This is a genomic window from Streptomyces sp. NPDC050546 (assembly GCF_044457425.1).
In the GTDB taxonomy this organism is placed as follows: Bacteria; Actinomycetota; Actinomycetes; order Streptomycetales; family Streptomycetaceae; genus Streptomyces.
This window is the reverse complement of record NZ_JBITGX010000008.1, coordinates 451,931-470,679: the sequence shown is the minus strand read 5'-3', so window position 1 is coordinate 470,679 and position 18,749 is coordinate 451,931. Positions and strand designations below refer to the sequence as shown.

Here is an 18,749-nt window from a genome sequence, read left to right as displayed (position 1 = left end):
GTCCCACCCCTGGCCAGGGCGGGGGCGCGCGTCCGTGGCCCCACCTCCATCGTCCGGTGCTACCCTTGGGGGGGTGGGGGGGGGCCGGGGGGGGGGGGGGGGCGGGCCGGGGGGCCCCCCCCCCCTCCCCGTTCACGCCGCCTCGGCCTCCAGCTCGAACCAGACGGCCTTGCCCACTCCGTGCGGTCGGACGCCCCAGGCGTCCGCGAGGGACTGCACAAGGAACAGGCCCCTGCCGTTCGTACCGTCGTCGGCGATCGGTACGCGCAGCCGGGGTCTGCGGGCCACGAAGTCCCTTACCTCCACCCGCAGTCCACGCGGTCCGACCGTGGCCGTCAGGAGCGCGTCGCGATCGGTGTGGACGATCGCGTTGGTGACGAGTTCGCTGGTGAGCAGTTCCGCCACGTCGGATCGTCCGGTCCTCCCCCACTGCCCGAGCAGCTCCCGCAGGGCCCTGCGGGCTTCCGGCACGGCCCGCAGGTCCGCCCGCCCGAGTCTGCGCCTCAGCTGAGGCTCGGGCACCTGCTCCGTGTCGTCGTCGGTCTTGTCCTCCACCGTCTTCGCCGAGAAGGCCCCTATCGTTATGGGACCGCCTCCCCGTGCCTGCCTCTCCATGACCCCCGCCCGCGCGCCGATGTCGGTTCCCCTCCTGCTCGAACACGTTCACGGGGATCCATGCCCCATCGGGCACGCGGCAGTCATGTCGAGTCGTCAACGACCGAGTGTTCGGCCAATCGGACGGGAGCGGCGGGCCGGGCTGCGGGCCGCTGAGCGGTACGGCGGTGGCGGGGAGGGGGACAAGAGGGTAGCCGGTGCATGTCCTCGGGCGGATCGTGACCGCAGGAGATCGGACGATGTGCCGAGGGCCGGCTGCCGATCCTTGCGTACGCGACGAAGGAGCGGGGCAGCCGGCCCCCGTGCGCGGCGGTCCGGTGAAGTTGGCCGAAGTACGACGGTCCTTCCCGGACCTCTGACCGGAACAGGGCCGTCCTCCCCCACCCCCGTGGCGGGAGGACGGCCCTGGTTCACTCCGGTGGTCGCGCGGTCAGTACAGCTTGTTGACGGCGGTGGTCGTCGTCTTCTTGAAGGCCGCTACGGGAGCGTCGTCGAAGTCGCCCAGCTGGCCCCACGACACGACGGTGACGGTCCTGCCGTCCCGTCCGACGGACAGCAGCGAGATGTCCGTGGCGCCCCAGGAGGTCTCGGTGTGCAGGCCGCGGACGCGGGCGCCCTCCTCGACCGGCAGAGTGCCGTAGTCCCGGCCCTCGGCCTCGACGTCGGGGTCGTTCTGCTCGATGCGGTCGGCACAGGTGCGGATCAGGTCGTCGTAGTGCTTCGCCAGGGCCTTGGCCAGGGCGGCTGTGTCCGCCACGACGGTCAACTGCACGGCGCTGGTGTCCAGGTCGGTGCGGAACTCCCGGTGCCGGTAGTCGTAGGAGGGCACACCCTCCGTGCTCACGCAGTAGCCGAGTCCCTCCGGGAACCCTTCGGTGACCGGCCCGGCCGTCCAGGACGACGTCGGGTGCGGCGGCAGCTGGGACGCCGACAGGAACTTGGGTGCGGCGGCCTTCGGCGCGGCGCCGGCGGCCGGTGCGGTGAGAACCGAACCGGCCGCGAGGGCGGCGACGGTGAATGCGGTGAGAGCGCTCGTTCGGATGCGCATGGACATGGGTGTTCCCCCGTGGATGAGTGCGTGGGCGTGGATGCCGCGGCGAGGCCGGCTGATCGGCCCGGGCCTGGTCGGTGCGACACCAAGAGCATCAGTGGTCACGGCCGGCGGGCGCAACAGCCCGTGGCCGATCGGCCACGGTGGAACCATCCCAGGCCATCTGACGTGCAGGTACAGGGGTGCCTGGGATGCCGTCCCGGGCCGGTTCGGACCTTACGAGGGCGGGGGCGACGTGTCGGCACAGGACGACGTGGACGACGTCGGGGAGTTCGCGGCGCTGCTGAGGGCGCTGAAGGAGCGCACGGACCGCAGCTACGGTTCGCTGGCCCGCCGTCTGGCCATGAACACCTCGACCCTGCACCGCTATTGCGCGGGCGAGGCGGTCCCCCTCGACTTCGCGCCCGTGGAGCGTTTCGCGGCGCTCTGCGGAGCGAGCCCGGAGGAACGTCTGGAGCTCCACCGCCGCTGGCTCCTGGCGGTGGAGGCACGCCGGCGGCCCCGTACGGCGAGTGCGGTGGAGGAGACGGCACCTCCCGTGGAGGAGAAGGGCGACTCGGATCCGTCCCCGCTCCCCGGGCGCCCCTGGTACCGCCGCAGACGTGTCGCGGTCGGGCTGGCCGCCGCCTGCGCGTTGCTCGCGACGCTCGGGAGTCTGTCCGCTCTCCCGGACGGACGGCGCCCCGCCACCGACCGTGCCCGTACGGCCGGACCGGCCCCGTCCGGCACGACGGAGGCGAAGGCACCGGACCGGAGCGGCACCTCGCCCACCCCGAGCGACTCCCCCACCACCACACCGCCTTCGGCATCCGCCACCCCGAAGAAGAAGTCCTCCCCCGCCCCCTCCGCCCGGACCACCACCCCGGCGCCGCCCAGCGGGAGGAAACCCTCCGTGCCCCTCACCTGGTCCGCCGACTCCCAGGCCTGGAACCTCGGCTGCGGTCACGACTACGTCATCGCGAAGCCGCCCCGGCAGGTGCCCCCGCCCCCGGCCCCGCAGGACGCCGGGACCTGGGCGGCGACACAGGGCGCGGTGCACGGGGGCGAGACGATCGTGGAGCTGTCGGTGCAGGGGCGGACCGACACGGCCGTCGTGCTGAACGCGCTGCGGGTGCGTGTGGTGGGGCGTACGGCCCCCGCCCCGGGCAACGCCTACGCGATGGACCAGGGCTGCGGCGGTGCGGTCACCCCGCGCTACTTCGACGTGAACCTGGACAAGGACCGGCCCATCGCCCGCGCGGTCGCCGGGAGCGACACCGGCGTGCCGATCCCGGCGGTACGCATGCCGTACCGCGTCTCGGCCGAGGACCCCGAGGTGCTGCTGGTCACCGCCCGGACCGTGACGTGCGACTGCCGCTGGTACCTGGAGCTGGACTGGTCCTCCCAGGGCCGCAAGGGCACGGTCCGTATCGACGACGCCGGCCGCCCGTTCCGCACCAGCGGCATCAAGGGCCTGCCCCGGTTCATGTACGACACCTCGGCACGCCAGTGGGGCCCCTACAGCTGACCTCCCTGCCCCCGCTCAAGGCCGAGGCACGTTGCGCAGGTTGGACCGGGCCATCTGGAGCATCCGGCCCACCCCGCCGTCCAGCACCATCTTCGAGGCGGACAGCGCGAAGCCGGTGACCATCTCGGCCTTGATCTTCGGCGGGATGGACAGCGCGTTGGGGTCGGTGACGACATCGACGAGGGCCGGGCCCTTGTGCTTGAAGGCGTCCTTGAGTGCGCCGGCGAGTTCCTTGGGCTTCTCGACCCGTACGCCGTAAGCGCCGCAGGCCCGGGCGACGGCGGCGAAGTCGGGGTTCTTGTTGGCGGTGCCGTAGGACGGCAGCCCGGCGACCAGCATCTCCAACTCGACCATGCCGAGGGAGGAGTTGTTGAAGAGGACGACCTTGACCGGGAGGTCGTACTGCACCAGCGTCAGGAAGTCGCCCATCAGCATGGAGAACCCGCCGTCGCCGGACATCGACACGACCTGCCGCTTGCGGTCGGTGAACTGCGCGCCGATCGCCATGGGCAGCGCGTTGGCCATCGAGCCGTGGGAGAAGGAACCGATGACGCGGCGGCGGCCGTTGGGCGAGATGTAGCGGGCGGCCCAGACGTTGCACATACCGGTGTCGACGGTGAACACGGCGTCGTCGGAGGCGACTTCGTCGAGGACGGACGCCACGTACTCGGGGTGGATCGGCGTGTGCTTCTCGACCTTGCGGGTGTACGCCTTCACCACCCCTTCCAGCGCGTCGGCGTGCTTCTTCAGCATGCGGTCGAGGAAGCGGCGGTTCTTCTTCTCCTTCACCCGCGGGATCAGACAGCGCAGCGTCTCGCGTACGTCGCCCCATACCGCGAGGTCCAGTTTCGAGCGGCGGCCGAGGTGTTCGGGCCGGACGTCGACCTGGGCGATCTGCACGTCGTCGGGGAGGAAGGCGTTGTAGGGGAAGTCGGTGCCGAGCAGGATCAGCAGGTCGCACTCGTGAGTGGCCTCGTAGGCGGCGCCGTAGCCGAGGAGCCCGCTCATGCCGACGTCGTACGGGTTGTCGTACTGGATCCACTCCTTGCCACGCAGCGCGTGCCCCACCGGGGACTTGACCTTCCCGGCGAACTCCATGACCTCGGCGTGCGCGCCGGCGGTGCCGCTGCCGCAGAAGAGGGTGACCTTGCCGGCCTCGTCGATCATCTTCACGAGCCGGTCGAGCTCCTCGTCACCCGGGCGGACCGTCGGCCGGGAGGTGACGAGGGCGGTCTCGGCGGCCTTCTCCGGGGCGGGCTCGTCGGCGATGTCGCCGGGCAGGGAGACCACGCTGACGCCGCTGCGGCCGACGGCGTTCTGGATGGCGGTCTGGAGCAGCCGGGGCATCTGCTTGGGGCTGGAGATCAGCTCGCTGTAGTGGCTGCAGTCCTGGAACAGCCGGTCGGGGTGGGTCTCCTGGAAGAAGTTGAGGCCGATCTCGCTGGAGGGGATGTGGGAGGCGAGGGCGAGGACGGGCGCCATGGAGCGGTGGGCGTCGTACAGGCCGTTGATGAGATGGAGGTTGCCCGGGCCGCAGGAGCCGGCGCAGGCGGCGAGCCCGCCGGTGATCTGGGCCTCGGCGCTCGCGGCGAAGGCGGCGGTCTCCTCGTGCCGGACATGGATCCAGTCGATGGCGGAGTTGCGCCGGACCGCGTCGACGACCGGGTTCAGGCTGTCGCCGACGACTCCGTAGAGGCGTTTGACTCCGGCGCGGGTCAGGATGTCGACGAACTGTTCCGCGACGTTCTGTTTGGCCATGGCTCTCGTGTGCCCCTTCGGTCTCCAGGGATCCCTCCGGATTCCATCAAGTCACAGGGCGCCCGTTCACGCCTCCCACACGGCGGCGGCCGTACGGTCGTCCGCGTAGCCCTTGACGCGCACCTGGGAGTCCGCGAGGAACGCGGCGAGGCCGGGCGGGTCGGGGCGGGACCACCGCTCGGCGAGGTAGTCGCCCAGTTCCGGTTCGCCGCGCAGCGGTTCGGCGAGGCCGCCGCTGCACAGCAGGAGCGTGTCACCCGGGCGGGCGACGGAGGTACGGAAGCGGAAGGGTTCGCGGGGTGGCTCGGGGGCCGGTTCGTAAGGGCTGGGCGGGGTCGGGATGCCCAGGTCCATGGTGAACCGGTCGCCCTCGGGCGTCTCGGAGGGCGGCGACCCGAACCCCAGCACCGGCTCACCCTTGATCTCGGCGACCTGCGGTTCGATGTCCTGCCACTCCCCGTCCCGCAGCCGGAACAGCCCGCCGGGCCCGACGCCGAAGAAGACACGCGTACGGCACTCCGGATCGGCCGACAGCAGGAGGCAGCGCAGGCCGGCGGCGTACTCCTCCGGGTCGACGCCCTGTTCGGAGGCGCTGGCGCGGAGCTTGCCGAGACTGCGGTCGGTGAGGCGGTGCAGTCCGGACTTGAGGTCGCCCCGCCTGCCGTCCCTGATGTCCGCCACGAGCCGGGCGTGACTGCGCCCGACGGCCCGCCCGATCCAGTGACAGGCCTCGGCGGCGGCGCGGTGCGCCCCCGGCGCGGCCCGGGCCCCGGTCGCCATCGCCACCAGCAGCAGGGCGTGCTCGCCCGTGCCGAAACGCGCGGTGAGCAACGAGTCGCGCCGCGGCTCCCCCCGGTACCGCGCGGAGTCCCCCCGCACGGACACGGCCCGCAACGTGCAGGCCCCGTACCGGGCCCCGTCGAGCACGGTGTCCGCGACGAGGTCGTCGAGATCATCGGGGTCGGCCGCCGGCAGCGCGATGGGTTCGGCGTCGTAGGTGGGCGGCCGGGACCCCACGTACCCACGGGGCCGGGGGGAGGGCGCGGGCCGCTCGATCCGGGGGGTGGGCTGGTCGGCGGGAGTGTGCGGCGGTGGCGGTGGACCGGCCGGGCGAGGCGGGGCGATCGCCGGGTCGGCGGGGCGAGGCGGGGCGATCGCCGGGTCGGCGGGGCGGGGTGTCGCGGACGGTGCATCGGCCGAGCGGGGTGGCGCCGGCGGACGTTCGGCGGGGCGGAACTCCGGGCTGGGCCAGGAGGGTGGGGTGGTGGGCAGGGGTGGAGGGGGCGGTGGTGGGAGCTGGGATGTCCGCGAGATGGGGGGCGTCGTCGCGGGGGGCTCTGTCGGGGCCTCCGCAGGGCCCCGGGGGCCGGTCGGTGAGGTCGTGCCGCCCGTGGGTGGCCGATCGGGTGCCCGCCCGGCCCGTTCCGGCGGCTTCGTGGCGGTCGGGAAGGTCAGCGGGCCCTCGGGCCGGGAAGCCGGTGGCTCCCAGGGCGCGCGCGGCGGGTCCGTGGCCTGGTCGGCGGCTGCCCGGGGTGCCGGAACCGCCGGCTCGGAGGCGGGCCTCTCGTCCGCCGGGTTCCCTACCGCCCCCGCCGCCGAGGCGAAGCGGTCGTCCAGGGAATCCGGGGCGGGTGTGGGGCCCGTGTCGTCGGTGGAGTCGTCGTACAAGTGCCTCCACCAGTCGTCGTCATGACCGGTGGGCCTTCCCCCCTGCTGGCTCATGTCCCTGATTGTCCACCGCCCGGCCGGGATGAAAACGGGGCTTCCGGAAAAACCGGTCCGTCCCGGCACCGTGAAACGACGGCTCGAGTGATCCCTAGAACGACCATGCGATAAGGGCAGTCGGCGGGCCCCGGGCGGCTGACCTGCGGGTCCTGACCCCGGCCACGCTTCTGACCTGCGTCTTCTCACGGATTCCGGCAGGCTGGTCAGATGGGAGTGTGGGACCTCCTGCTGGTCGGGCTGGTCATCCTGCTCGGTCTGTGCGGAGTGCTGCTGCCCGCGGTGCCCGGGTCGTTGCTGGTGTGGGCCGCGGTCATGTGGTGGGCGCTGAAGGATCCCCAGCCGGTCGCGTGGTGGACCCTGGTGGGTGCCACGGTCCTGATGTTCGTCTCCCAGGGTGTGCGCTGGGCCCTGCCGCCCCGGCGGCTCCGGGCGAGCGGCGCCAACCGCCGCATGCTGGCCTGGGCCGGAGGCGGATCCACCCTCGGCTTCGTCCTGCTGCCCGTGCTCGGCGCGATCCCGGGATATCTGGCCGGTATCTATCTCTATGAACGCCGCCGCCTCGGCCGCCACGGCGACGCGGTCGCCGCCGTGCGTCAGGTGATGCGCTCGGGCGGTTCCAGCATCCTGACGGAACTGTTCACCTGCCAGCTGATCGCGGCGGCCTGGCTCGGCGCGGTCTTCTGGGGCTGACACCGCCCCGGGAAGGCGGGCTCAGAGCACTCCCTCGTGCGTGAGCAGCCGTACCTTGCGGTCCAGGCCGCCCGCGTAGCCGGTCAGTGTGCCGTCGGCGCCGATCACCCGATGGCATGGCCGGACGACCAGCAGCGGATTGGCGCCGATCGCACCGCCGACGGCCCTCACGGCCGCCCTGGGCGCTCCGATCCGCGCGGCGATCTCGCCGTAGGTCACGGTCGAGCCGTAGGGGATGTCGTCCAGCGCGGCCCAGACCTTCTCCCGGAAGGCCGTGCCTTCGGTGCGCCACGGCAGCCGGAACTCCTGGAGTTCCCCGGCGAAGTAGGCGGCGAGCTGCTCCTCGGCCTCCCGGAACGGCCCGGCGTCCTGCCGCCAGTCGCCCTGCACCACCCGTCCGCCCTTCTGCCCGGGCACGGACAGCGAGGTCAGCTCGCCGGTCGGGGCGGCGGTGAGCAGCAGCGGCCCGAGCGGGCCTTCCGCGGTCGTCCAGTACGTCGTGGTCATCACAACTCCCACTCCCCTGCTGCGCGCAGGTGGTTCAAGGCGTACGAGCGCCAGGGGCGCCAGCTGTCGGGGACGTCGAGGCCGGGCGGGGCCACGTCCGGGTCGCCGAGGGCGCGGGTGCGGATCTCGGCGATGGTGCGGGCGTCCAGGCCGGGCACGGCGCGCAGGGCGTCCTGCGCGTCGTCCCGGTCGGCGCCCGGGTCGAGTCGTACGGCGTGGTCGGCGAGGGCGGCGGTGAGCGCGCCGAGGGTGCCGCCGGGCTCGGCCCCGGCGAGGACGGCGGGCTCGGGGAAGAGGTGGGTGAGGTTGCCGCAGGGGGCGTCGAGCGCCTTGCCGTACCGCCGCACGAGTCGTTCGGCTTCCCCCCGGCCGGTCAGCACGCGCACCGCGAGTTCCTCCGGGTCTGCGGTGCCCGGCGAGCGCAGCCCGGGCCGGGCGGCGACCAGGGGCGCGAGCCGTGGGTCGGCGGAGAGACGCTCGTCGACGGCGTAGGGGTCGGCGTCGAGGTCGAACAGCCGCCGCAGCCGCTGTACGGCGGTGGTCAGGTCGCGGGGGTCGGTGAGGTGCAGCCGGGCGTCGAGCCAGCCGCCCGGGTGGGCGCCGAGCCCGGCCCGGGCGGTGCCGGGGCGCTCGTCGACGGCGACGATGCCGGTGCCGTAGGGCAGGCGGAGCGTGCGCCGGTAGGTGCGCGCGCCGGGCGGGCCGCTCACCTCCTCGACGCCGGACACGGCCTCGCGTTGCAGCAGGTCGAAGACGGGTCCTGCCTGGTAGGGGCCGCGGTGGGCGAGCCGCAGCGGGATGCCCGCGTTCGGGGTGGCCGCACGGCGGTTCCGGCCGCCCTTCGGGACGGCGGCGCGCAGCTCGCTCGGGGTGGAGGCGTACACGGCCCGGATCGTGTCATTGAATTGCCTGACGCTGGCGAAGCCCGACGCGAATCCGATTTCGGTGACCGGCAGCCCGGTGGTCTGGAGCAGCACCCGCGCGGTGTGGGCCCGCTGGGCCCGGGCGAGGGCGACCGGCCCGGCGCCGAGCTCGGCGGTGAGCTGGCGCTGCACCTGCCGTGCGCTGTAGCCGAGCCGGGTCGCGAGACCGGCGACGCCCTCCCGGTCGACCACGCCGTCGGTGATCAGCCGCATGGCCCGGCCCACCACGTCCGCGCGGACGTTCCACTCGGCGGAGCCGGGCACGGCGTCCGGGCGGCAGCGCCGGCAGGCCCGGAAGCCCGAGCCCTGCGCGGCGGCGGCCGTGGCGAAGAACCGTACGTTGGGCCGCTTCGGGGTGACCGCGGGGCAGCTCGGCCGGCAGTAGATGCCAGTTGTCTCGACGGCGAAGAAGAACACGCCGTCGAAGCGGGCGTCGCGGCTGCGTACGGCCTCGTACCTGGTGTCCTCGTCCGTTGCCTGGTCTCTCACACGTCCAGTCTCCGCCGTGGGACGGCCTGCCGCTGGCGGAAATCGGACATGGCGCTTCGGGTGCCGGGCCGCGTCATGGGGCGGGCCGCGCCTCGCGGCGTGCCAGGTGCGCCTCCACGGCACCTCGGGCGAGGGCGGCCACCCGGCCCTCGGCCCACGGCGTGGGATCAGCCGTCAGCCGGTTGTGGTGCATGTGGAGCAGGGAGGCCAGTACCGCGTCCACCGCGTCGGCGTCGGCGGACGCCTCGGCCAGGCACTGAGCCAGGCTGTCGGCGGCGGCCGCGCGGGTCTGCCAGGCGGCCAGGAGCGGAGCCGCCCAGGCCTCCTCGCGCAGCGCCGCGAAGTCACCGAACGGGTCGACGAGCCGAAGCGCCTCGGCACGGTGGTCGCGGAAGGAACGGTGGTGTTCGTCGCGGGGCGCGACCGCGAGCAGGTGCCGGGCGCGCTCGGCCGGGGTGCCCGGGACGAGGTGCCAGGCGAGCTGGGCCCGGCCGGCCGCCGTGAGCGGCAGCGGGCCGGCCGGTGGCCGGGCGCGGTCGAGCAGGCGGAGTTGTGCGAGGGCCGCGGCGCTGTCGGCGTGGAAGACCCGTTCCGCCGCCTCCATGGTCCGGGCCGTGCCTCCGTACCGCTCCGTCTCCGGGTCGTAGGTGTCCAGGGCCAGCCGGCCGACGAGCCCGTGCCGCCGCAGGTCCGCCGCCAGGTCGTGGAGCGCGGGGAGGATCTCGCCGTACAGCGTCCGGGGGTCGCCGTGCAGGCGCAGCCGCAGATGGGGGTCCGGATCGGCGTACCGGACGAAGAACCAGCGGTCCGCCCCGGACGGCAGGGATTCCAGCAGCTCCGGCAGGTGGCGGGCGAGGACCGTGTCCTGGAGCGGGCCGGGGCAGTACAGCTTGGCGTACAGCCATGAGCCTCCCGGCAGGCCGTCCGCGGGGTCGTCGCCGCGGCGGACGAGGGGACGCCGGGTGACGGCCCGGGTGGCGGTGGCGGCGGAGGGCTCGCAGCGCAGCAACGGTACGGAGATCTCGGCGGCGTGCGTGCCGTGCGGTCCGGTGAGCCAGCCCGTGCCGTCTCCGGTCAGGTCGGGCCGTTCGTGCAGCGGGGTGCCGGGGTCGCGCCGCAGTTCCTCGCGCAGCAGCCGGGCGTCCGCCGTGCGGGACAGGTCCAGCGGCAGCAGGCGGTCACCGCCGCCGGCCTCGACCACGTCGGGCACCCGCAGCCGGCGCCGCCACGACCCGAGCGCCTCCGACCAGGCGGTGAACCCGGTGCGGTGGTCCAGGACGTCGGCGTCCCGGACCAGCCACCGGGACCGGCACAGCACGGTCCGGCCGTGGCGTACGGCGGGCAGCCAGGGCCAGTCCCTCGCCGTCCCCCAGTCCCAGCCGAGCAAGGGCCGGACGTGGTCGATGCTCAGCAGATGCAGCAGGCGTACGTGCGGGGGCGCCAGCAGCCTGGTGTCGAGCATGTGGAAGGTGCCCGCGGCGACCTCCTGCCCGTCGTGCCGGAGGGACACCAGCCGCAACCGGTCCGGCTCGCCGACCACCGCCAGGTCGTCCAGGGCGAGGTGCCCGGCGTCCGCGCCCTCCCCGAACGTGCCGGCTGCCACGGTGTGTTCGACCCAGCGGGGAGTGCGGACGACGTTGCCGGCGCGGGACAGGGCCGGGCGGAAGACCAACTGGACCGGGAGGACGGCACCGTTCGGCGAGGCGGCACCGGCGAGCGCCGTGGGCGCCGTCTCGGCGAACGGCCGCCCCGCCTCGGGCAGCAGATGGGCGAACCGGGCCGCGAGGGAGCCGGCCGGCCAGGTGCCGGTGAGCCGGTCGAACACGACAAGGGTGAACTGCCCCTCGTTGAGCGCCTGTTCGGACGGCGCCAGGAGCTGGAAGACCAGCTCGGCCGAGGGCGGAGGGACGCCGGAGTCGTCGCCGAGGGCGTCCAGGTCCCGGTCGGTGAGGACGATCTCGCGCGCACCGGACGCGGTCGCCTCCTGGGCCAGGGCCGTCAGCACACGTTCCCGGGCACCTGCCCGCGTCGCCGTGTCCGGCAGCGGAGGGCCGAGTCCGCGGACCGGATCGAGGAGTTCGGCCACCGGTACCGCCCGTGCGAGGCCGTACCGTTCGAGGAAGCCGCGATGGTACGAGGCGAGCGGGCGCGTCGTCCCGGTGACCGGCGGGCCGAGGCGCCACAGCAGGTCCGCGGCGCGCCGTGCCTCCTCGGCGACCGCGTTCGGAAGGATGATGTCCGCGTCGAGCGCGGTGTCCACGGCGAGGCGGTACGGGCGCTGGGCCAGGGCGTCCATGCGGTCCTCGGCCGCGCGCAGCGCGAGCAGCCCCCGGCCCGGCCGGCGTTCGGCGTAGTCGGCGAGTGCGGCGGCCACCCCCGCGAGCCGCCGTGCCTCGCCCGTCGCGGCCGGGACACCCGCCAGACAGTCGGTCACGTGCGCCAGCGGATCCGCCGCTCCGGGCGGCGGCGACAGGTCCGTCAGCAGGAGGCCGAGGGTGACGAGTTCCGTGACCAGGTTCTCGATCGCGCCGGCGGGTGCGGCGGGCAGCCGGGCGCGGAGATGTTCCGTGAGAGCGGCATGGGTCACCGGCCGGCGGGCGTGCTCATAGGCCGCCGCCACGGCAGCCGTCCAGCGCACCGACACCTCGCGGGGTTCCTCCGCCTCCGCGGGCCCGGCTTCCGGCGCGGCAGGGGCGTAGGGCAGGACCAGTCGGTCGCCGCGCCGCACGCACAGACCGTTGGCCGACAGGCGCAGTCCGGCCAGGATCGCCGGGTCCCGCTCCCAGCGTTGCGTCAGAGAGGCCAGCCACTCGGCGTCGGGGCGGACCGACTTGCCGTGCGCCGGCCCGAGCCGCACCCGCGCGGTCTCCCCGAACCGGGCCTGTGTGACGCCCGCCAGCAGCCCGAACGGTGTGGGCCGGCCGGCCATCCGTACGCGGTAGCGCAGCACCGCGCGCCAGGTGCGGCGCAGCGCGGACAGGGACACGTCCCCGCCCGCCCGCACGGACTCCAGCCGCCGGCCGAGGGACGGGCTGGACAGTGCCAGGGCCTCGTACAGCAGTGGATCGTCGGTCAGTTCCATGATGGCCGCGCGCAGCGCCTTGGCCTCGTCCGTCGCGTCCGTCACGTCGGCCGGATCCGCCGTGGCCGGTGTCCGCAGCGCGTCGACGGGGAGCAAGGGAGAGCGCAGCAGGGCCGTGCCGAGATGATCGAAGACCGGGTCGGACGGCATCCGCGTCCGACCCGGTTCCGAAGGGCCGTTCCGGGTCACAGCGTCGGGAACGGCATCGTGCCGTGCTGGGTCGCGTGCCGGGCGGCACCGGACCATGGGTGCAGGGTCTGGCTGGTCAACTGCCCGACAGCACCCGACCACGGGTGCAAGGTGCCGCTGGTCCGCTGCCCGGCGGCACCCGACCACGGGTGCATGGTGTGGCTGGTCCGCTGCCCGGCGGCACCGGACCACGGGTGCATGGTCTGCTGGGTCGCCTGCCGGGCAGCCGCTCCCGACCACGGGTGCAAGGTCGTACTCGTCAGGGCGGCAGCGTGCCCCTCCCCCGCGCCGGTCTGCCGCGTGTCGAGGTCGAACGGATCGTCGTGCACGGTGTTCTCCTCTCGGAACGTCGAGTCGTCGGTTCGTCGTGGACCCGTCCACCGTCACCCGGCCCGCTCTCGGCCCGGTCACGTACGGCTCTCACCGACACCACCTCACGAGAGTCACCCTGTGTAGCATCATGAACGCGATGGGTGCACGCTACGAGTTCATGGTGCTGGGGCCGCTGGAGATCCGGCGGGACGGAGTGCCCGTGCCGCTCGGCGCGGCGCGGCTGCGGGCCCTGCTGGCCGCGCTGCTGGTGGACGCGGGACGGACCGTGCCGGTGGAGTGCCTCGCCCGCCGGGTGTGGGGCGATCGGCAGCCCGCCCGTGTCCCCAACGCCTTGCAGAACTACGTGCTGCGGCTGCGCCGCGCTCTCGGCCGCGACCTCCTCCTGACCCGTCCGTCCGGCTATCTGCTCGACGTCACCCCGCAGGACGTGGACCTGCACCGCTTCACGGCACTGGTCCGGCGCGGTCGAACGGCACTGGAGGCGGGGCGCCCGGCGGACGCGTCCGGCCCGCTGCACGAGGCCGTCCGGCTCTGGCGGGGCGACCCGCTCCCCGACCTGCCTGCGGAGTCACTGCGGGAGGTGCTGCCCGCCCTGGGCGAGGCCCTTCTCGACGCCCTGGAACTGCGGATCGACGCCGATCTGGCGCTGGGCCGGCACGCGCGGGTGCTGTCCGAACTGCGCACCCTCGCCGGGGCACACCCCCTGCGTGAACGCTTTCACGAGCAGCGGATGCTGGCCCTGCACCGGAGCGGACGGCAGGGCGAGGCCCTCGACTGCTACCGGGAGGCGGCGGCCACCCTCGCACGGGAACTGGGCGTCGACCCCGGGGCCGGGCTGCGTGAGGCGCACCGCCGGGTGCTGTCCGGTGACGACACCCCCGTGGCCTTCGCAGGCCGGGACCGGACCGCGGGCCGGCTGCCCGCCGAGACCACGTCGTTCGTGGGCCGCGAGAGGGAACTCCACCATGTCACCGACCTGTTGGCGCGGACCCGGCTGGTGACCCTGACCGGGGTCGGCGGAGTCGGCAAGACCCGGCTGGCGCTGCGTGCCGCGACCCGGTCGGCCCCTTCCTTCCCCGACGGGGTGTGGCTCGCGGACCTGGCACCGCTGACCGATCCGGGCCTGCTGGACCGGGCGGTGGCGGAGTCGCTCGGTCTGCGCAACCACTCCAGCCGGCCCGTGGCCGACGCGGTGACCGAGCATCTGCGCGACCGACGGCTGCTGTTGGTCCTTGACAACTGCGAGCACCTGGTGGAACCGGTCGCCGCCCTGGTGCTGCGGCTGCTGCGGTGGGCACCGGAACTGACCGTGCTGGCCACCAGCCGGGAGCGGCTCGCGGTCCCGGGAGAGCATGTCGTCGTGGTCCCCGGCCTCGCCCTGCCCGAGCGGGCCGACGACACCGGCTGCGAGGCGCTGCGGCTGCTCGCCGACCGGGCCGCGGCCTCGGCGCCCGGCTTCCGCGTCACGGAGGCGAACCGTGCCGCCGTGGCCGAGCTGTGCCATCGCCTGGACGGCATCCCGCTCGCCGTCGAGCTGGCCGCCGTACGGCTGAACACCCTGGCCGCCGGGGAGATCCTGGACCGGCTCGACGACCGCTTCCGGCTGCTGGCCGCACCCCGGGGCGGCGGCCCGGACGACCGGCGGCGCACCCTGCGCCAGGTCATCGACTGGAGTCATGATCTGTGCACCGAGGCCGAGCGGCTGCTGTGGAGCCGGCTCTCCGTCTTCACCGGCAGCTTCGACCTCGACGCCGCCGAGGCGGTCTGCACGGGCGGGGCCCTCGCCCCCGGGGACGTCCGTGATCTGCTGGCGGCGCTGGTCGACAAGTCGATCGTGTACGCCGCTCATACCGGGCCGCGGGTCAGATACCGGCTGCTGGAGACGATCCGCCAGTACGGCCGGGACCGGCTCGACGAACGCGGTGACGTGTCGGCGGTGCGGCTGCGCCACGTACGCCACTACCGGGACCTCGCCGCCCGGGCCGCCGCCGAGTGGTGCGGGCCGCAGGAGGTGGACCTGCTCACCCGGCTCCGTCTCGACCTGCCCAACATCCGTTCGGCGCTCGACCTGTGCGCGTCCGTTCCGGACCTGACCGGCACGGGCCTGGACTTCGCGGTCGACCTGGGCCGTTCCCGGAGCTGGTTCTTCAGCAGCACGCTCGGGGAGGGCCGGCACTGGCTGGAGCGGCTGCTGGCCCGCCCGGGCGGCACGACCGGACCGGACCAGGACGTCGCCGCCCGCGCGATGACGGCGTGGGTCGCCCTGTGTCAGGGCGACCGGACCGGCGTCCGGACCTTCCTGGACGCGTGCCGGCCGGCCGAGGCCGCCCCGACGACCCACCCCGCGGTCCGGTTCGTCGAGGGCGCCTGCGCGCTGCTCGTCGACGGCGACACCACGGCCGTCGACCGGCTCGCCCGGGCCCGCGAGGCGTTCCGAGCCGCCGGACAACCGGGGGACACCCACATGGCCACCATGATGTGGGCCATGGCCGCCGCCTTCCTGGGCCCCCGTGACACCGCCCTGGCCACCCGCGAGGTGTATGTCGCAGAGGCCGAGGCGTCCGGTGCCGAGTGGGCCAGGAGCTGGGCGACCTGGTGTGCGGGGATCGCCGAGCTGCGGTACGGCGATCCGGCGCGGGCACTGCCCTGGCTGCGGGACGCCCTGGCCCGGCAGCGGGCGGTCGGCGACAACTGGGGCCCGGTGTGGGGCGTGGAGAGCCTGGCGTGGGCGACGGCCGCCGTCGCCCGGCCCGGCCCGGCGGCCACGCTGCTCGGTGCCGCCGAAGGGCTGCGCCGGGACATGGGGGTGGACCTGACCGGCCTGCTGCCGTTCCACACCGCACACCTGTCCGCGGAGCTGCGCGTCCGGCAGGAACTCGGCGACGAGGCCTACGTCATGGCGCACGACGTAGGCTTCACGGCGGCCGACCGGGTGGCCCTGGCCCTGGAACTCGCCTCGGCGCGCCGACCGGACGGTCACTCGGGGCCGTAGCACCGGTCGCCGACACCGTCGCGCCGCGGCCGGCCGGCGGCGACGCGTCTACGAGCGCCGGTGTGCTCCGCGCTTGGCCTCCATCGCGGCCCGGCCGATCGCCCCCTTCCGCTTCCAGTCCTTGCGGATCTCGGCCCGGAGCCGGGCGTCCGTCTTGGCGACGATGCGCTGGTTCTCCCGCAGGAGCTTGCGGTAGCTGTCCAGTCGCCGCTCCGGCAGCTCACCGGTCTCGATGGCGGCCAGTACCGCGCAGCCCGGCTCGGCTTCGTGGGCGCAGTCGTGGAAGCGGCACCGCTCGGCCAGTTCCGCGATCTCGGAGAACACCTGCCCGACGCCGGTCCCGGCGTCCCAGAGCCCGACGCCCCGCAGTCCGGGGGTGTCGATCAGGACCCCGCCGCCGGGCAGGGCGAGCAGATTGCGGGTCGTGGTGGTGTGCCGGCCCTTGCCGTCGGCGTCCCGGGTGGCCTGGACGGTCATGACGTCCTCGCCGAGCAGGGCGTTGGCGAGGGTCGACTTGCCCGCGCCGGACTGCCCGAGCAGCACGGACGTACCACCGGCGACGATCGCCGCGAGCACGTCGAGCCCGTCCCCGTCGATCGAGCTGACGGGCACCACCGGCACGCCGGGCGCGCTGGTCTCCACGTCCTGGACGAGGTGGGAGAGGGTGACGGCGTCCGGCACGAGGTCGGCCTTGGAGAGGACGACGACGGGCTGTGCCCCGGACTCCCAGGCGAGCGCGAGGAACCGTTCGATACGGCCCAGGTCGAGCTCGAGGGCGAGGGACACGGCGACGATGGCGTGGTCGACGTTGGCCGCGAGGATCTGCCCCTCGGACCGCTTGGAGGAGGTGGAGCGGACGAACGCGGTGCGGCGCGGCAGATACGCCCGGACGTAGCGCGGGTTCCCGCCGGGTTCGACGGCGACCCAGTCGCCGGTGCAGACGACCCGCAGCGGGTCGTGCGGTGTGACGAACGCGGTGTCGGCCCGCAGGATCCCGTCGGCGGTGACGACGTCGCACTGGCCGCGGTCGACCCGGATCACACGTCCGGGCAGCAGTCCTTCGGTGTCGTAGGGGGCGAACTCGGCCGCCCATGCCTCGTCCCAGCCGTAGGGAGCGAGCGCGGAGGAAACGGATGAAGCGGAGCTGGAGGTCAAGGGTGACCCTTTCCAAGGTCGGCCCCCGGCCCGACGGTCGGTCGGATCAGCCGGTGGCCATGGAGGTGGACTTGATGAACTGGATGCGGGCAGCGCTCGTCGCAGTGACAGCCATCGGTCAACACCTCCTCGTCCTTGGTCTCTTCGGTTCTCTTGGGCTTCTCGTGTGAACCGCCGTCACGGTATCCCGTCACGGCGGAGTCGCGTCAACCGGTTTTCGCGCAGTCCTCGCCGTTGAGCTCGAAGTCGTACGGCGGGGAGTTCTTGCCGTGCCAGGAGGCGAGGAAGCCGAAGGCCAGGTCGTCGCCCGCCTGGACCGACTTGTTGTAGTCGGCGGCGGTGGCGGTGACACGGGAGCCGTTCTGGGAGACGGAGGCGTCCCACATCTGGCCGACCCGCTGGCCGTCCCGGAAGGACCAGGAGACTCGCCAGGAGTCGAGGGGCTCGTTGGTGGTGACGGTGACGGTGGCCTGGAAGCCGTCGGGCCACTGGTTGACCAGGTCGTACTCGACCCGGCAGGTGGGGTCCTCGCTCTCGCGGTCTTCCGGGCGTTCTGTGGGAGAGGAGGTGCCCTGCGGTTCGGTCCGGCTGTCGCCGCTCTCCGGCTTGCCGGGCTTCTGTGACTTGCCCCTGTTCTCGGTGTGCTCGGTGGCCTTGCCGGCCGGCTTCGAGGTCGCGGGAGGCAGGGAAGGGACGGACGGCACGGACAGGTCGGGGTCGGCCACCGGCTGACGGCCGGCGTCACCGCGTGCTCCGAGGTCGTCGCCGCTGCCGCCGAAGGGCATCATCGAGACGCCGAGGGCCAGGACGGACACCAGGACGGCGGCGACGAGGAGGCCGTTGCGGGCGACGCGCGCCTTCTGCGCGCCCTCCTCCGACTCTCCGGGCGGCAGTTCCGCCCGGCCCGGACGGCCGGCGCCCAGCCGCACCTCGGCGGCGCGGCGGCGGCGCTCCAGATAGGCGAGCCCGCCCCAGCCGATCACCCCGCCGGCCAGCGCCCCGGGCAGTCCTCCGCCGTGCAGACGCAGACAGGCGGCGGCCTCGGCGCACTCCACGCAGGTGGCGAGGTGCCGGGAGAGGTCCCCCGGGGTGTCGGCGGCGGGGGCCCGGGTGACGGCGTCAAGCAGCCGGGCGTAACTGCGGCACCGGGCGTCCATCGGCGTGTCGAGGTGGTTGCGGTGGCTGCGGTCCCGGAACAGGGTGCGCACCTGCTGGAGTTCGTCGTCGGCGGTGGCCGGGTCGAGGCCCAGCCGGCGGGCGACCAGGGACAGCGGCAGCGCCTCCACCTCGGCCAGCCACAGCAGTTCGGCGTCCGCCTGCTGGAGGTCGCGCAGTCCGCGCAGCGCGAGCGGGCGCCGCAGGGGCGGCCCGGTGTACCGGGCGGCCTTGTCCGAGTTGAGCCACAGCCGCAGGTCGGGGTCGAGTTTGTGCCCCTGTCCCGCCTCCTCCCAGTCCGCGGCCGTGGTGCGTACGGCGGTCAGCAGCAGGGGTATGCGGGGCAGCCGGGCGGGTCGGCGCCCGGAGGCGCGGACCGGGTCGGCGTCGGCGGCGCGTGCCTCACGTATGCCGTGTGCGAACGCCTCGCGGCCCAGCTGTGCGGCAGCGGTGGAACCGGATGTGCACAGGTCGGCGTAGGCGAGGACCGCGTCCCAGCATTCGGAGAACAGCGCGGCCTCGGAGGCGTCCTGAGGGGTCGGCAGGTCGGGCATGAGTCTCCTGCATCCACAAGCGAG

At 74.0% G+C, this 18,749-nt stretch carries 13 protein-coding genes; 3 read left to right on the top strand and 10 right to left on the bottom strand.

Translation table 11 applies throughout. The features are described from left to right. Positions 1-132 precede the first annotated feature (132 nt). Both ACIBK5_RS22540 and ACIBK5_RS22535 read right to left on the bottom strand, forming a co-directional pair. The gene (locus ACIBK5_RS22540; RefSeq protein ID WP_399021722.1) at positions 133-555 is read right to left on the bottom strand and encodes an ATP-binding protein; all 423 of its coding nucleotides are present in this window, start codon (positions 553-555) and stop codon (positions 133-135) included. Positions 556-1,045: 490 nt separating this feature from the next. Beyond that, the gene (locus ACIBK5_RS22535; protein ID WP_399021720.1) at positions 1,046-1,669 is read right to left on the bottom strand and encodes a hypothetical protein; all 624 of its coding nucleotides are present in this window, start codon (positions 1,667-1,669) and stop codon (positions 1,046-1,048) included. Between the two features lie 232 nt (positions 1,670-1,901). On the opposite strand from ACIBK5_RS22535, the gene ACIBK5_RS22530 reads away from it, so the two are divergent. Next, positions 1,902-3,173, top strand: a complete 1,272-nt coding sequence (locus tag ACIBK5_RS22530; RefSeq protein ID WP_399021718.1) for a helix-turn-helix domain-containing protein — start codon at positions 1,902-1,904, stop codon at positions 3,171-3,173. A gap of 15 nt (positions 3,174-3,188) precedes the next feature. Here ACIBK5_RS22530 and ACIBK5_RS22525 read toward each other — a convergent pair whose 3' ends face one another. Next, positions 3,189-4,931: a pyruvate dehydrogenase gene (locus ACIBK5_RS22525; protein WP_399021716.1), complete on the bottom strand. Its 1,743-nt coding sequence runs from the start codon at positions 4,929-4,931 to the stop codon at positions 3,189-3,191. A 66-nt stretch (positions 4,932-4,997) separates the two neighbouring features. Beyond that, on the bottom strand, positions 4,998-6,653 hold the full coding sequence (locus tag ACIBK5_RS22520; protein WP_399021714.1) for a protein phosphatase 2C domain-containing protein: 1,656 nt from the start codon (positions 6,651-6,653) through the stop codon (positions 4,998-5,000). Positions 6,654-6,863: 210 nt separating this feature from the next. Between ACIBK5_RS22520 and ACIBK5_RS22515 the strand changes: the two genes are divergently transcribed. Further along, positions 6,864-7,346, top strand: coding sequence for a DUF456 domain-containing protein (locus ACIBK5_RS22515; RefSeq protein ID WP_399021712.1), 483 nt, complete (start codon positions 6,864-6,866; stop codon positions 7,344-7,346). Positions 7,347-7,367: 21 nt separating this feature from the next. Here the strand turns inward: ACIBK5_RS22515 and ACIBK5_RS22510 are convergent, their stop codons facing one another. The 4 genes from ACIBK5_RS22510 to ACIBK5_RS22495 form a co-directional block, all read right to left on the bottom strand. Further along, complete coding sequence (locus ACIBK5_RS22510) at positions 7,368-7,853, bottom strand: methylated-DNA--[protein]-cysteine S-methyltransferase (RefSeq protein ID WP_399021710.1); 486 nt, start codon at positions 7,851-7,853, stop codon at positions 7,368-7,370. Then, positions 7,853-9,265, bottom strand: coding sequence for a bifunctional transcriptional activator/DNA repair enzyme AdaA (locus ACIBK5_RS22505; RefSeq protein WP_399021708.1), 1,413 nt, complete (start codon positions 9,263-9,265; stop codon positions 7,853-7,855). The genes ACIBK5_RS22510 and ACIBK5_RS22505 overlap by 1 nt, the downstream gene beginning before the upstream one ends. Before the next feature lie 73 nt (positions 9,266-9,338). Next, positions 9,339-12,497, bottom strand: coding sequence for a lantibiotic dehydratase (locus tag ACIBK5_RS22500; RefSeq protein WP_399021706.1), 3,159 nt, complete (start codon positions 12,495-12,497; stop codon positions 9,339-9,341). Positions 12,498-12,532: 35 nt separating this feature from the next. Next, positions 12,533-12,865, bottom strand: a complete 333-nt coding sequence (locus ACIBK5_RS22495) for a hypothetical protein (RefSeq protein WP_399021704.1) — start codon at positions 12,863-12,865, stop codon at positions 12,533-12,535. A gap of 140 nt (positions 12,866-13,005) precedes the next feature. Here ACIBK5_RS22495 and ACIBK5_RS22490 point away from each other — a divergent pair, with 140 nt between their 5' ends. Further along, positions 13,006-15,861 carry a BTAD domain-containing putative transcriptional regulator gene (locus tag ACIBK5_RS22490; protein ID WP_399021703.1) on the top strand — a complete coding sequence of 952 codons (2,856 nt, stop codon included), beginning with the start codon at positions 13,006-13,008 and terminating at the stop codon, positions 15,859-15,861. A gap of 48 nt (positions 15,862-15,909) precedes the next feature. Here the strand turns inward: ACIBK5_RS22490 and rsgA are convergent, their stop codons facing one another. Beyond that, complete coding sequence (gene rsgA, locus ACIBK5_RS22485; protein ID WP_399021699.1) at positions 15,910-17,016, bottom strand: ribosome small subunit-dependent GTPase A; 1,107 nt, start codon at positions 17,014-17,016, stop codon at positions 15,910-15,912. Between the two features lie 206 nt (positions 17,017-17,222). Beyond that, positions 17,223-18,725, bottom strand: coding sequence for a cellulose binding domain-containing protein (locus ACIBK5_RS22480; RefSeq protein ID WP_399021697.1), 1,503 nt, complete (start codon positions 18,723-18,725; stop codon positions 17,223-17,225). Positions 18,726-18,749: the final 24 nt, after the last annotated feature.

Coding starts and splice junctions, on each gene's coding strand:
- ACIBK5_RS22535 (WP_399021720.1), bottom strand. CDS start 1,669: ATGTCCATGCGCATCCGAACGAGCGCTCTCACCGCATTCACCGTCGCC.
- ACIBK5_RS22525 (WP_399021716.1), bottom strand. CDS start 4,931: ATGGCCAAACAGAACGTCGCGGAACAGTTCGTCGACATCCTGACCCGC.
- ACIBK5_RS22520 (WP_399021714.1), bottom strand. CDS start 6,653: ATGAGCCAGCAGGGGGGAAGGCCCACCGGTCATGACGACGACTGGTGG.
- ACIBK5_RS22515 (WP_399021712.1), top strand. CDS start 6,864: ATGGGAGTGTGGGACCTCCTGCTGGTCGGGCTGGTCATCCTGCTCGGT.
- ACIBK5_RS22510 (WP_399021710.1), bottom strand. CDS start 7,853: ATGACCACGACGTACTGGACGACCGCGGAAGGCCCGCTCGGGCCGCTG.
- ACIBK5_RS22500 (WP_399021706.1), bottom strand. CDS start 12,497: ATGCCGTCCGACCCGGTCTTCGATCATCTCGGCACGGCCCTGCTGCGC.
- ACIBK5_RS22490 (WP_399021703.1), top strand. CDS start 13,006: ATGGGTGCACGCTACGAGTTCATGGTGCTGGGGCCGCTGGAGATCCGG.
- ACIBK5_RS22480 (WP_399021697.1), bottom strand. CDS start 18,725: ATGCCCGACCTGCCGACCCCTCAGGACGCCTCCGAGGCCGCGCTGTTC.